This window comes from Citrobacter sp. RHB21-C05, from assembly GCF_013889015.1.
Taxonomy (GTDB): domain Bacteria; phylum Pseudomonadota; class Gammaproteobacteria; order Enterobacterales; family Enterobacteriaceae; genus Citrobacter_A; species Citrobacter_A sedlakii.
Genome location: NZ_CP057611.1, coordinates 594,400 through 608,624, shown reverse-complemented (window position 1 = coordinate 608,624; position 14,225 = coordinate 594,400). Strand labels below are relative to the sequence as shown.

12 protein-coding genes and 1 other RNA gene are annotated in these 14,225 nt (G+C 53.5%); 6 read left to right on the top strand and 7 right to left on the bottom strand.

What is annotated here, in order from left to right:
- Nucleotides 1–24: 24 nt before the first annotated feature.
- The 7 genes from tdcC to garL form a co-directional block, all read right to left on the bottom strand.
- Nucleotides 25–1,356, bottom strand: a complete 1,332-nt coding sequence (tdcC, locus tag HVX72_RS02930; RefSeq protein WP_042292876.1) for a threonine/serine transporter TdcC — start codon at nucleotides 1,354–1,356, stop codon at nucleotides 25–27.
- 34 nt (nucleotides 1,357–1,390) lie between these two features.
- Nucleotides 1,391–2,380 carry a bifunctional threonine ammonia-lyase/L-serine ammonia-lyase TdcB gene (gene tdcB, locus HVX72_RS02925; protein WP_042292873.1) on the bottom strand — a complete coding sequence of 330 codons (990 nt, stop codon included), beginning with the start codon at nucleotides 2,378–2,380 and terminating at the stop codon, nucleotides 1,391–1,393.
- Nucleotides 2,381–2,478: 98 nt separating this feature from the next.
- Nucleotides 2,479–3,417, bottom strand: a complete 939-nt coding sequence (gene tdcA / locus HVX72_RS02920; RefSeq protein ID WP_042292871.1) for a transcriptional regulator TdcA — start codon at nucleotides 3,415–3,417, stop codon at nucleotides 2,479–2,481.
- Nucleotides 3,418–4,334: 917 nt separating this feature from the next.
- An RNA gene (gene rnpB / locus HVX72_RS02915) (RNase P RNA component class A) lies at nucleotides 4,335–4,711 on the bottom strand.
- A 32-nt stretch (nucleotides 4,712–4,743) separates the two neighbouring features.
- Nucleotides 4,744–5,889 (bottom strand): glycerate 2-kinase, encoded by a 1,146-nt coding sequence (gene garK / locus HVX72_RS02910; protein ID WP_181822504.1) that lies wholly within the window; start codon nucleotides 5,887–5,889, stop codon nucleotides 4,744–4,746.
- A gap of 97 nt (nucleotides 5,890–5,986) precedes the next feature.
- Complete coding sequence (gene garR / locus HVX72_RS02905; protein WP_181822503.1) at nucleotides 5,987–6,877, bottom strand: 2-hydroxy-3-oxopropionate reductase; 891 nt, start codon at nucleotides 6,875–6,877, stop codon at nucleotides 5,987–5,989.
- Between the two features lie 29 nt (nucleotides 6,878–6,906).
- The gene (gene garL, locus HVX72_RS02900; protein ID WP_181822502.1) at nucleotides 6,907–7,677 is read right to left on the bottom strand and encodes a 2-dehydro-3-deoxyglucarate aldolase; all 771 of its coding nucleotides are present in this window, start codon (nucleotides 7,675–7,677) and stop codon (nucleotides 6,907–6,909) included.
- A 427-nt stretch (nucleotides 7,678–8,104) separates the two neighbouring features.
- Between garL and garD the strand changes: the two genes are divergently transcribed.
- The 6 genes from garD to HVX72_RS02870 all read left to right on the top strand — a co-directional run bounded on the left by garD (nucleotide 8,105) and on the right by HVX72_RS02870 (nucleotide 14,203).
- Complete coding sequence (gene garD / locus HVX72_RS02895; protein WP_181822501.1) at nucleotides 8,105–9,676, top strand: galactarate dehydratase; 1,572 nt, start codon at nucleotides 8,105–8,107, stop codon at nucleotides 9,674–9,676.
- Nucleotides 9,677–9,856: 180 nt separating this feature from the next.
- Nucleotides 9,857–10,711, top strand: coding sequence for a tagatose bisphosphate family class II aldolase (locus HVX72_RS02890; protein WP_181822500.1), 855 nt, complete (start codon nucleotides 9,857–9,859; stop codon nucleotides 10,709–10,711).
- 49 nt (nucleotides 10,712–10,760) lie between these two features.
- Entirely contained in the window at nucleotides 10,761–12,032 is a 1,272-nt protein-coding gene (gene gatZ, locus HVX72_RS02885) for a tagatose-bisphosphate aldolase subunit GatZ (protein ID WP_181822499.1), read from the top strand.
- Between the two features lie 14 nt (nucleotides 12,033–12,046).
- Nucleotides 12,047–12,511: a PTS galactitol transporter subunit IIA gene (gatA, locus tag HVX72_RS02880; protein ID WP_181822498.1), complete on the top strand. Its 465-nt coding sequence runs from the start codon at nucleotides 12,047–12,049 to the stop codon at nucleotides 12,509–12,511.
- A gap of 29 nt (nucleotides 12,512–12,540) precedes the next feature.
- Complete coding sequence (gene gatB / locus HVX72_RS02875; protein WP_042291785.1) at nucleotides 12,541–12,825, top strand: PTS galactitol transporter subunit IIB; 285 nt, start codon at nucleotides 12,541–12,543, stop codon at nucleotides 12,823–12,825.
- 4 nt (nucleotides 12,826–12,829) lie between these two features.
- On the top strand, nucleotides 12,830–14,203 hold the full coding sequence (locus HVX72_RS02870; RefSeq protein ID WP_181822497.1) for a PTS galactitol transporter subunit IIC: 1,374 nt from the start codon (nucleotides 12,830–12,832) through the stop codon (nucleotides 14,201–14,203).
- Nucleotides 14,204–14,225: the final 22 nt, after the last annotated feature.

Here is a 14,225-nt window from a genome sequence, read left to right as displayed (position 1 = left end):
CTCCGCTCATCCTGAGCCTAAGGCTTAAAACAGTTTGTACACGATGTTCAGGATGGTCAGCAGACCAATGACGGTGACAAACACGTTATCCAGACGGCCACGGTATTTCGCCAGCGAAGGCGCTTTACGAATGGCGTACATCGGCAGCAGGCAGAGCAGCGAGGCGATAATCGGCGCGCCCATCGCTTCAATCAGGTCCAGAATATTCGGGTTGGCATAGGCCACAACCCAGGTGGACCCCATGATAAAGATCATGCTGAGGGTATTGAGTTTACCCATCGAGACTTTAGTTTTATCGCCCTTATAGCCAAACTTAAGGATCAGACCGTTCAGCCCTTCCAGCGTGCCCAGATAGTGCCCGAAGAACGATTTGAAAATGGCGACCAGCGCGATAATCGACGCGCCGTATTCCAGCGTGGTCGCGAACGTTGACTTAGTACCGGACATTGAGGCGAAGTGGTTCGCCAGGTAAGAGAGCACAGGGATGTTCTGCGCTTTCGCATCCGCCATGTTTTGCGGCGAGAGCGTAAACAGGCAGCTGAAGGCGAAGAACATTACCACGGCGACCATCAGCATGCTGGCGCGGGAGATGATCTGTGAACATTTCTGCTCGGTAAAGTCGCGGCCAAAATCTTTCTCATACTCTTCGCGCTTCGACACCACGAACGAGGAGACGATCGGCGAGAAGTTAAACGAGAACACCATAATGGAGATACCGAGCCATACGGTGACCAGAATTCCATCGTGACCGGTCAGCGCGATGTTGCTCAGATCGACCTGATCGATCACCGCCGAATTCCAGTACGGGATCAGCGACAGTGAAATCAGCACCAGGCTGGCGATAAACGGCCAGACCAGATAGCTCATCACTTTTACCATCAGATCCTTACCAAACCAGATGACAAACGCCATCAGCAAGAGCAGGAACAGCGCCACAAAGCCGCGGTTCAGGGCTGGCAACTGCAACTGGTTTTCCCAGAAGGTCATGAAGGTGTTGGTAATGGTCACGCCGTAAATCCACAACAGCGGACAAATGGCGAAGAAGTAGAGGAACGTGATCACCACGCCGCCCGTCTTGCCAAAGTGCTCTTCTACCGTTTCCGTAATGTTACCGGACGGGTTCGAGCCGGACAGGCACAGGCGCGCCAGCGCCCGGTGGCAGTAAAAGGCGATGGGGTACGCCAGCACCAGCATCAGTAGAATGGGGATCAGGCCGCCAAATCCGGCGCGAATGGGGAAGAACAGCACTCCGGCGCCGATGGCGGTACCAAATAATCCCAGTGTCCAGGTGGTGTCCGATTTACGCCAGGACGACTGTTTTGTCTGGCTGGATACAATGCTATCAGTAGTACTCATATCCTATCCTCAACGAAAAGATGAATAGCCGGTGTTAAGCGTCTGCTAAACCCGTTATTTGCGATACACGAGAAAGATCGATATTGCCGCCAGAAATAATGCTGACCGTTTTTCTGTTCTGGATATAGCTATCTAATTTCCCGCTTAATAAAGCGGCACAAGCCAGTGCGCCAGCGCCTTCTGTCACCACTTTATTGCGCTGAATTAAGGCAATCATGCTGTTGCGTATTTCGTCTTCGCTCACGAGGACTATGTCATCCACTAATTCACGCACAATTTCGTAAGTTAAATTACCCGGGCGGGAAACGTCACAACCATCCGCCAGGGTGCCGGTCGTTCGGTGCGTAGTTATTTCTCCGGCCTGATAAGATGCCGCCATACCGTGTACGTTTTCAGCCTGAACGCCGATGACTTTAATTGTCGGGTTAATGGATTTAATCGCGATGGCAATCCCGGCAATTAAACCGCCGCCGCCAATAGGCACAATGACGTTATCGACGTCATAAAGATCCTCCATGATTTCCAGACCAATTGTGCCTTGCCCGGCGATGACTTTCGGATCGTCATACGGTGGAATAAAAATACGGCCTTCGGTTTCTACAATTTCGCTGACCTTGGCGATGGTGTCGTTAAAGTTATCCCCGTGCAGCACCACCTCTGCGGAGTAGTCGCAGGTCGCGGCAACTTTTGATTTCGGCGCGCCTTTTGGCATCACCACTTTGCCGTCAATACCGAGCATCGCGCAGGAGAGCGATACGCCCTGCGCGTGGTTGCCCGCGGAACAGGCCACCACGCCCTTGCGTTTTTCCGCATCCGTCAGCGAACTTAACTTGTTAAACGCGCCGCGGATTTTAAAAGAACCGGTACGCTGCATATTTTCGAACTTGAGAAATATTTCACCTTTACAGCGCTCACTAAAATAGTTCGAACGCGGCATGCCTGTTTTATATATTTTTCCTGCCAGGCGTTTTTTGGCTTCGAGGATATCGTCAATGGCAACCGGTAGATCGTAAGTAATGTGCATTGTAACCTCTTACTTATTGTAAAGTAATAAATGACCGTGACCAACGGCTGAAATACAGCGCGATGGCGTTAATATTGGATTAACTAAATTTAATTGGGTTAATCGATTTCAATTAATTGCTTTCGTCTGCGACCTTTATAAGATGAATACTCTTTCGCTAATTCCACCAACACCGAGGCGGCTTTTTTAATACGATAATTTTTAGACCATATTGCAGCATATCGCGCAATGGGTAATGATTCTTCTACAGGGAGCGTAATAAACTGGTTTGAACCAAAAGGCGCGGTCATGTCACATGGAATAACAGTTAAAAAATCGGCATTGAGAACAAGATTATAAATGGTGACGACGGAGTCGGTTTTAACGATGTTTTCAATACTGATGCCATTTCTTTGCAGGGTGGTGAGGAGTTCGCTGTAGTAGCCCATATTCGTTTGTGGCAGCACCCACTGTTCGTTTTGCAACGATTCCAGCGTGGTGGTGCCGGTGCATGTTCGGGACTTATTCGCCACCAGCACGAACTCTGACTCGAACAACGGCTCGACATGGAGATCCTGTAACTTCATTTCATCGCTGAGCGTGCCAATAGCAAAGTCCAGTCGTCCGTCGCGAATCGCTGGCAGAAACGAGGAGAGCTGCGCCTCATACATAGAGACCTGCGATTTCGGGTAGACCTCTTTGAACTTCTGGATCATATCGGACATAAAGGTAAATCCAATCAGCGACGGGAATCCGAAGGAGACGTCCACCACCGCGCTGTCGGTCATGCTGTTCATCTCATTCACCATGTTTTTCATCTCGCGAGTGATGGACTCTGACCACGAGAGTAAAACCTGCCCTGCGTGAGTTAAGGTGACGCCGGTGTTTTTCCGTACCACCAACTCAACGCCGAAATACGCTTCAATATCGTTAATGATTTTACTGACCGCCGGTTGAGTTAACCCTAATTCTTTCGCCGCAGATCCGATCGAACCACTTCTGATTACTTCCTGAAAGACCACCAACTGCTGAGTTTTTGGGAGAGCAAACGTATTCATATCGACCTGCGAAAATAACTTTGTTGACGGCGTGGAGTGTAACAAATTACGTAAAGGGGGATATGTGCGACCACTCACAAATTGCCTTGCCATTATTTTATGAAGCTGGCAAATAAATTATTAAATTTATATTTTTCAAGCAGTTATATAATTACAATGTCGCTTTAGTCTGATTTTAATCAAAAAAATAGGGGGGGATAACAATATTTTATGGCGATAACATCGATAAACTTGTGGTTATTTTCACAATCGGCGAATGATGATATTTCAAGCAATTATCGTGCAATTAACGTTCAAATATGTCATTAAATTTAATGTGCAATTTATCAAATATAATTATATATAAAACATAAATGACGTTAAATATTGTGGCATATCACATTTTTTTGCCGTATTTGTTTGTAAATAAACATTACTTTTATCAATAATTAAATATAAGCATACAATTCATTATCATTACCAACAAACCATTAACACTAGTTTTTATAGATTTTATAGCAAGTAATTTTGTGAAGGCGATCGTTTGCTTTTTGTTTCTGTCGCCAAAACAATCAAAGCCAGCGTTTTGTGTTTACTGTCACATAACGGGAAATCTCTTGCGTCCGATACGCTCCCCTGCCGAATGGTTATCCTCGTGGACAGGCATTCATCGGCTTCACAAAAACAAAAACCCCGCCTGATGGCGGGGTTTCAGTAATGAGCTGAAGCTGACCGGTAAGCCGCTTTCTTTTGGGTATAGCGTCGTGGCCAGGCATTCATCTGCCTCACAAAAGCAAAAACCCCGCCTGATGGCGGGGTTTCAGTAATGAGTTGAAGCTGACCGGTAAGCCGCTTTCTTTTGGGTATAGCGTCGTGGGCAGGCATTCATCTGCCTCACAAAAGCAAAAACCCCGCCTGAAGGCGGGGTTTCAGTAATGAGTTGAAGCTGACCGATAAGCCGGGTTCTGTCGTGGACAGTCATTCATCTAGGCCAGCAATCGCTCACTGGCTCAAGCAGCCTACCCGGGTTCAGTACGGGCCGTACCTTATGAACCCCTATTTGGCCTTGCTCCGGGTGGAGTTTACCGTGCCACGGACTGTTACCAGCCGCGCGGTGCGCTCTTACCGCACCCTTTCACCCTTACCTGATCCCACGTGCGTGGGCCATCGGCGGTTTGCTCTCTGTTGCACTGGTCGTGGGTTTCCCCCCCAGGCGTTACCTGGCACCCTGCCCTATGGAGCCCGGACTTTCCTCCCCTCCGCCTGTCTCCCCCGAAAGGGACGACGACGAAGCGGCGACTGTCTGGTCAGCTTCGGCGCGAAGTATAGAGGGTTTACGCGCCCTTGTCACCCCGCGCTGCGCATTCCCATCGCCAGCGTGGCCGCAATATTTCGCGAAGCGCGGTAAATATTGTCAAATGCGCCCCGGAAGGCTTCTTCCAGCGTGCCAATGCTGCTTAATACGCTAAACACGGCATCAATACCGTGCTGGTGCACCACCGCGACGTCACGCGTCAGGCTGCCGGCAATACCTATCACCGGCTTGTGGTATTTCTTCGCCACGCTCGCCACACCGACCGGTACTTTTCCGTGAATGCTCTGACTGTCAATTCGTCCTTCACCAGTCACCACCAGCGTACAGTCGTGGATATGCTCTTCCAGATTCAGCGCCTGGGTCACAATCTCGATACCGCTTTTCAGCTCCGCGCCGAGAAAGGCCAGCAGCGCCGCGCCCATACCACCCGCCGCGCCTGCGCCAGGAACCTCTCTGACATCCACCCGTAGCGATTTTTTGATGATATCGGCGTAATGGGCAAGATTGGCGTCAAGTTCGACAATTAACGCCTCGGTCGCGCCTTTCTGCGGTCCAAAAATTCGCGATGCGCCCTTCTCCCCCACCAGCGGATTGGTGACGTCGCAGGCAACGCGAATTGTGCAGGCGCGTAATCGCGGATCAAGACCCGAAATATCAATTGCGTTGAGGCTGTTCAGGCTGCCTCCGCCATAACCGATCTCGGTGCCATTGGCGTCGCACAGTTTCGCGCCCAGCGCCTGTATCATACCCGCGCCGCCGTCATTGGTGGCGCTGCCGCCAATACCGATGATGATGTTTCGCGCCCCGCTTTCCAGCGCCTGCAAAATCAGCTCGCCCGTGCCGCGAGAGGTGGTGATCAGCGGATTGCGTTTTTCCGGGGGAACCAACGCCAGTCCGCTGGCTGCCGCCATTTCGATAAACGCGGTTTTTCCGTCTCCTGACATGCCCCAGTTGGCATTGACCTTTTCCCCCAACGGGCCGGTAACCCAAGCGGAATGTTCAGTTCCCTGCGTGGCGGCAATCATGGCTTCAACTGTTCCTTCACCACCGTCGGCGACGGGAACAGAAACATATTGCGCATCCGGAAAAATTTCCCGGAATCCTTTTTCTATTGCCTGAGCTACCTCACTGGCAGAAAGGCTTTCTTTATAAGAGTCTGGGGCAATGACGATTTTCATAGGGGTAGCCTGTTACTGCATAACGCCAATTGGCGTTTCACTGTTCCGGCCTGCGACAGGCAGGCCAGATTGCTGCGTGCCACGAGGCACGACGTGATTAGCGAGTGACTTCCACTTTCGCCAGTTTTTCGTAATAGCATGCCAGCGCGCTGTGATCGGCCGTCCCCAGCCCGTCCGCGCGTAGCGCCTGCATCATCTCCATCACCGCAGCGGTCAGCGGCAGCTGCGCGCCGACACCGTGCGACGTATCCAGCGCGTTCGCCAGATCTTTAATATGCAGATCGATACGGAAGCCCGGTTTGAAGTTGCGATCCATGACCATCGGCGTTTTCGCATCCAGCACGGTACTGCCCGCCAGACCGCCGCGAATCGCCTGATATACCAGGTCCGGGTTTACCCCCGCTTTGGTCGCCAGCGTCAGCGCTTCTGACATCGCGGCAATATTCAGCGCCACAATCACCTGGTTTGCCAGCTTGGTGACGTTACCCGCGCCGATTTCACCGGTATGCACCACGGATCCCGCCATCGCCTTCAGCAGATCGTAATATTTGTCGAAGATCGCTTTGTCGCCGCCCACCATGACGGACAACGTGCCGTCGATGGCTTTCGGTTCGCCGCCGCTGACCGGCGCGTCGAGCATATCAATCCCTTTGGCCTTCAGCGCGTCGCTGATTTCACGGCTTGCCAGCGGCGCGATCGAACTCATGTCGATCAAAACGGTGCCCGGCTTCGCGCCTTCAATAATGCCGCCTTCACCCAGCGCAACGTCTTTCACGTGCGGGGAGTTCGGCAGCATGGTGATGATCACATCACACTGCTCAGCGATCGCTTTTGCGGTAGAGGCGGTTTCTGCCCCGGCAGCAATAACTTCAGCAATCGCTTCAGGGTTACGGTCAGAAACCACCAGCGAGTAACCTGCTTTCAGGAGGTTTTTACTCATTGGTTTACCCATGATACCCAGGCCAATAAAACCAACTTTCATCGTCATATCACTATTCTCTCTTGTTGCGGTGGTGGTTATTTCTTAAAGGAATCTGCCAGCTTCTGCGTGGCGGAACGGAATACGCCCAGATCGCTGCCCACGGCCACAAACGTCGCTCCCCACTCCAGATAACGGCGCGCATCGGCTTCAACCGGCGCCAGAATGCCGCAGGGTTTACCGTTCGCTTTCGCACGGGCAAAAATGTGCTGAATGGCTTTCTGAACGTCAGGATGCGACGCGTTGCCAAGGTGGCCTAACGCGGCAGCCAGATCGCTTGGCCCGACAAAAATACCGTCAACGCCTGCGGTTGCCGCAATCGCGTCCACGTTATCGACGCCCTGCTGGCTTTCGATCTGCACAATGATGGTGATGTTCTTATTCGACTGCGCAAAGTAATCCGCTACGGTGCCAAACATATTGGCGCGGTGTGATACGGATACGCCGCGAATCCCCTCTGGCGGATAGCGGGTCGCCGCCACGGCCTTTACGGCTTCTTGTTCTGTTTCCACAAACGGGATGAGGAAATTGTAAAAGCCGATATCCAGCAGACGCTTGATAATCACCGGCTCGTTGGTCGGCACGCGCACAACCGGCGCGCTGGCGCTACCTTTTAATGCCATCAGTTGCGGGATAAAGGTTGAGACATCGTTCGGCGCATGTTCGCCGTCCAGCACCAGCCAGTCAAAGCCCGCCAGACCGAGCACTTCGGTGCTGATGGGGCTTGCCAGCGCCGACCAGCAGCCGATCTGCACCTGATGCGCAGCCAGCGCTGCCTTGAATTTGTTGGGGAAGATGTCGTTATTCATCACGTTTACCTTGTCACTTAACCGTTATATAGAGAGTTTTATAAACCGACGGACGGGTCACTATTTATTTACCCAGACATTTAAGCCGGTATTTTATTATTGTTTGACATTTACCGATGCTAATTAAAATAACCGACGGGTGTAATAAGTTCGTGGTTCAGTATAATCAGCCGCGGTGTATTAGGCATTGTGCAAACGCTCATTAAAGAAACGAGCATTAAATATTATTTTGAGCATATGCACATAAGCCTGGGCGCTGATGCACAGATTTACGCTTTGCTCACCCTGCGGGCGTGGCGTTCGCCACAACGGGTGATCGCGATCACATTCTTATTCCAGCGCGCCTGACATGCTTATTTTATCAAAATGACATTCTCTTTTTTCAGGTTCACTGAACGAATTATTTTTAGCTGGAGAATACTGAGCAATGGCTAACATCGACATCCGACAGCAATCGCCGACGGCGTTTTATATTAAAGTTCACGACATCGATAATGTGGCAATCATTGTTAACGACAATGGTTTAAAAGCCGGAACGCGTTTCCCGGACGGGCTTGAACTGATCGAACATATTCCACAGGGGCACAAAGTGGCGCTAGTGGATATTCCCGCGCATGGTGAAATCGTTCGCTATGGCGAGGTGATTGGTTATGCCGTTCGCAATATCGCGCGCGGAAGCTGGATCGATGAGTCCATGGTGGAACTGCCGAAGGCGCCGCCACTGCACACGTTGCCGCTGGCGACCAAAGTGCCGGAGCCGCTGCCGCCGCTGGAAGGTTATACCTTTGAGGGCTATCGCAATGCCGATGGCAGCGTGGGCACCAAAAATCTGCTCGGCATTACCACCAGCGTCCACTGCGTGGCGGGTGTGGTCGATTATGTGGTGAAGATCATTGAGCGCGATCTGCTGCCTGACTACCCGAACGTCGACGGCGTCGTCGGCCTGAACCATCTGTACGGCTGCGGTGTGGCGATCAACGCCCCGGCAGCGGTAGTGCCCATTCGCACGATTCACAACATTTCGCTGAACCCGAACTTTGGCGGCGAAGTGATGGTCATCGGCCTCGGCTGTGAAAAACTGCAACCTGAGCGCCTGCTGGAAGGTACCGACGATGTGCAGAGTATCCCGGTGGACAGCGCCAGCATCGTGAGCTTGCAGGATGAAAAACACGTCGGTTTCCGCTCGATGGTGGATGAGATTTTGCAGGTGGCAGAGCGTCATCTCGCGAAACTCAATCAGCGCCAGCGCGAAACCTGCCCGGCCTCTGAACTGGTCGTCGGGATGCAGTGCGGCGGCAGCGATGCGTTTTCCGGCGTCACGGCGAACCCGGCGGTAGGGTATGCCTCGGACCTGCTGGTTCGCTGCGGCGCCACGGTGATGTTCTCCGAAGTGACCGAAGTGCGTGACGCCATCCATCTGCTGACCCCGCGCACGGTCAACGAAGAGGTGGGCAAGCGCCTGCTCGAAGAGATGGCCTGGTACGATAACTACCTCGACATGGGGAAAACCGACCGCAGCGCCAACCCGTCACCGGGGAACAAAAAAGGCGGGCTGGCGAACGTGGTCGAAAAAGCGCTCGGCTCCATTGCCAAGTCAGGTAAGAGCGCGATTGTTGAAGTGCTGTCGCCGGGCCAGCGGCCAACGAAGCGCGGCCTGATATACGCGGCAACCCCCGCCAGCGACTTTGTCTGCGGCACCCAGCAGGTGGCGTCAGGGATCACCGTCCAGGTCTTTACTACCGGGCGCGGTACCCCGTATGGGCTGATGGCGGTACCGGTGATCAAAATGGCTACCCGCACCGAGCTGGCAAACCGCTGGTATGACTTAATGGATATTAACGCCGGGACCATCGCCACCGGGGAAGAAACCATTGAAGAGGTCGGTCAGAAGCTGTTTGCGTTTATCCTGGAGGTAGCCAGCGGACGGAAGAAAACCTTCTCGGATCAATGGGGCCTTCATAACCAACTGGCAGTGTTTAACCCGGCGCCGGTGACGTGACGCCCCCCCTTCTCTTCTCATAAAGCATGCCCGGCGGGCGTGCTTTTTTTTCGGCCGTAATCTTTCGCAAACCTTCTTTTACTTTCGTAGCTTTCATTTATCCGATCGAAATCACATAAAAACATTACGAAAGCCTATACATTCTTTCGAAGAAGACAAACGAAAGATTTCGGAGGAAGGATGTTTATTATTTCCAGCAAGACCATGCTCAGGAAGGCCCAGCGCGAGGGTTACGCCGTACCGGCTTTCAACATCCACAATCTTGAAACCCTGCAGGTGGTCGTGGAAACCGCAGCAGAATTACGTTCACCGTTGATCGTTGCGGGGACGCCAGGCACGTTTCGCTATGCAGGCGTGAGCAATATCGTCGCCATAGCCGGGCAACTGGCGAAGTCATGGAACCACCCTCTCGCGATCCATCTTGATCATCATGAAAAACGTGAAGATATAGAACAGAAAGTCGCTGCTGGCGTGCGTTCCGTCATGATCGACGGCTCGCACCTTCCGTTTGCCGACAATATTGCCCTGGTGAAAAATGTTGTCGATTACTGCCATCGTTACGACGTTAGCGTCGAAGCCGAGCTGGGCCGTTTGGGTGGGCAGGAAGACGATTTGAGCGTTGACGAAAAAGACGCGCTTTATACCCATCCGCAGCAGGCCCGGGAGTTTGTCGCCGGAACCGGCATTGATTCTCTGGCCGTAGCAATTGGAACGGCTCACGGCCTCTACACCGCCGAACCGCGACTGGATTTTGAGCGCCTGGCGGAGATTCGGCAACACGTGGATATTCCACTGGTGCTGCACGGCGCCTCGGGCCTGCCCACCGGGGATATCCAACGCGCAATCTCACTCGGCATCTGCAAGGTTAACGTTGCCACCGAACTTAAAATTGCCTTTTCCGATGCCCTGAAAACCTATCTTAGTGAGCACCCCAAGGCCAATGATCCCCGACATTACATGGTGCCAGCCAAAGCCGCCATGAAAGCCGTCGTGCGCAAAGTCATCGCCGACTGCGGCTGCGAAGGCAAGCTTTGACAGATAGCGCAATCGCATTCAATACAAACGAAAGATATCGGAGTCAGAAGTGAAAGAAATTATCTCGCGTCATAAAGCCGGTGAACATGTCGGGATCTGTTCTGTCTGTTCAGCCCATCCGCTGGTCATTGAAGCGGCCCTGCGCTTTGATCTGCACAGCGACAACAAAGTGCTGATTGAAGCGACCTCTAACCAGGTTAATCAGTTCGGCGGGTATACCGGCATGAAACCCGCTGATTTCCGCGATTTTGTCTATGGCATTGCCCAGGAGGTTGGCTTCCCGCGTGAGCGTTTAATCCTTGGCGGGGATCATTTGGGCCCGAACTGTTGGCAGGATGAACCCGCAGCGGATGCGATGGAAAAATCGGTGGTGTTGATTCAGGCCTACGTCGCCGCAGGATTCAGTAAAATCCACCTGGACGCCTCTATGTCCTGCGCCGATGACCCCACGCCGCTCGACCCGATGGTGGTCGCCGAACGCGCAGCGGTACTTTGCCAGGCGGCTGAAGCGACGGCAACGGAAGAACAAAAACGCCGACTGACCTATGTAATCGGCACTGAAGTTCCGGTACCGGGCGGGGAAGCCAGCAGCATTGGGACGGTTCACGTCACCCGCGCCGACGATGCCGCCCGCACGCTGGAAACGCATCAGGTTGCCTTTCGCGCTCGGGGGCTTGATGAGGCCTTAACCCGCGTTATCGCCATCGTCGTGCAGCCCGGCGTGGAATTCGATCACACCCAAATTATCCACTACCAGCCTCAGGCTGCCGAAGCGCTCACTACCTGGATCAAGGCCACGCCAATGGTTTACGAAGCGCACTCCACAGACTACCAGACCCGACAAGCCTACCGTGCGCTGGTTCGTGATCACTACGCCATTCTCAAGGTCGGCCCGGCCCTGACTTTCGCTCTGCGTGAAGCCGTTTTTGCGCTGGCGCAGATGGAAGACGCCCTGATTTCGCCGGAACAACGCAGCCGGGTGCTGGAGGTGATCGATGAAGTGATGCTTAACGAGCCTGGATACTGGAAGAAGTATTACCGGCCGACCTGGAGCCAGGCGATGGTCGATATCCATTTCAGCCTGTCAGACCGTATCCGTTACTACTGGCCGCACCCGCGTATTCGGCAAAGTGTGGAAAAACTGATCGCCAATCTGAGTGGCGTCTCATTACCGCTGGGATTAATCAGCCAGTTTATGCCTGTACAGTTTGAACGGCTGTCGGAAGGCGCGCTAACCGCCACGCCGCACAGCCTGATTATTGACAAAATTCAGGATGTTTTACGTGCATACCGGTTCGGTTGCGCGTCAGAAACAGCCTGAAAACCGGAGACGCTATGAGCCAACTTTTTGTCCGTACTGGAATTCATTTTACCTCGCGCCAGCAGGCGCTCGCGCACATTGCCGAGGAGATGCTGGCCAAAGGCGTGGTGCATGACACGTATCCGCAGGCGCTTCTCGAACGTGAAGCAAACTTTCCAACCGGCATCGCGCTGGAACGCCATGCCATTGCGATTCCACACTGCGAAGCGGTTCACGCCAAATCGCCGGCGATCTACCTCATCCGTCCCGATACTCCGGTGGCGTTTCAGCAGGCCGATGACGACGGCGAAATTGCCGTTTCGCTGATCATCGCGCTGATCGTTGAAAACCCGACGGCGCAGCTGAAACTCCTGCGTCGTCTGTTTAGCGAACTGCAAAACCCGGACACCCTTGAAGCGTTACTGAGTGCCCCTGAAACAGCGCTGGCAGCCCGTTTTCAGGAAACTATCCTGATGCCTGAGCCTTGCGAACAGGCCTGATAATATACTGATAATAAAAGGAATACCCTATGAAACGTAAAGTGATTGTGGCCTGTGGCGGTGCTGTCGCGACCTCTACGCTGGCCGCGGAAGAAATTAAAGAGCTATGTGAAGCCAACGATATCACACTCGACCTGGTGCAATGTCGGGTCACGGAAATCGAAACCTATATGGACGGCGCCGATCTCATTTGCACCACCGCCCGCGTCGACCGCACCTTTGGCGATATTCCTGTCGTTCACGGTATGCCTTTTGTTTCCGGGGTGGGTATCGAAGCGTTGCAGCAAAAAATACTGACGATCCTCGTGGGGTGACGCCATGTTTAGCGAAATTATGCGTTATATCCTCGACTTAGGCCCAACGGTAATGCTGCCGCTGGTGATCATCATCTTCTCAAAACTGCTGGGGATGAAGCTCGGGGACTGTTTTAAATCGGGTCTGCATATTGGCATTGGCTTTGTCGGAATCGGCCTGGTGATCGGTCTGATGCTTGACTCTATTGGCCCTGCGGCGAAAGCGATGGCCGAACAATTTCAAATCAATCTTCACGTCATTGATGTTGGTTGGCCCGGATCGTCACCCATGACCTGGGCCTCGCAAATTGCGCTGATCGCCATCCCGGTCGCCATTGGCGTCAATATTCTGATGCTGGTGACGCGTATGACCCGCGTTGTGAACGTCGACATCTGGAATATCTGGCACATGACCTTTACCGGTGCGATGCTGCATCTGGCGACCGGATCGTACTGGCTGGGGATCCTCGGCGTGATTGTCCATGCTGCCTTTGTTTACAAACTTGGCGACTGGTTCGCAAAAGATACCCGCGACTTCTTCGGTCTGGAAGGAATAGCTATCCCGCATGGCACCTCAGCCTACCTCGGTCCTGTCGCGGTACTGGTCGATACGGTTATCGACAAAATACCGGGCCTTAACCGCATTCATTTCAGCGCGGACGATGTGCAAAAACGCTTCGGTCCGTTTGGCGAGCCGGTGACCGTCGGTTTTGTGATGGGGTTGGTGATTGGCATGTTGGCAGGCTACGACGTGAAAGCCGTCCTGCAACTGGCAGTCAAAACAGCGGCAGTGATGCTACTAATGCCGCGCGTGATCAAACCGATCATGGATGGCTTAACGCCGATAGCCAAACAGGCGCGTAAACGTCTGCAAGCCCGATTTGGCGGCCAGGCGTTTCTGATTGGACTGGATCCGGCGCTGCTCCTCGGCCATACCTCTGTGGTTTCCGCCAGCCTGATTTTTATCCCGCTGACGATCCTGATTGCGGTGCTGGTCCCGGGTAACCAGGTGCTGCCGTTCGGCGACCTTGCGACTATCGGTTTCTTTGTCGCGATGGCGGTGGCGGTGCATCAGGGCAACCTGTTCCGCACGCTGATATCCGGCGTCATCATTATGGGCATCACGCTGTGGATCGCCACGCAAACCATCGGTCTGCATACCCAGCTTGCCGCCAATGCCGGGGCGCTGAAAGCCGGTGGCATGGTGGCCTCCATGGACCAGGGGGGATCGCCGGTAACCTGGCTTCTGATCCAGCTCTTTACCTGGCAGAACGTTATAGGGTTCGTGGTGATTGCCGTCCTCTATTTCACCGGCGTACTGCTGACCTGGCGTCGGGCGCGTCATTTTGCAGCCGCGGAGCAAAACGCAACGCTGACGGAAAGTCAGCCCACCGTGTAATTTCAGGGGAGCGTTCGCTCCC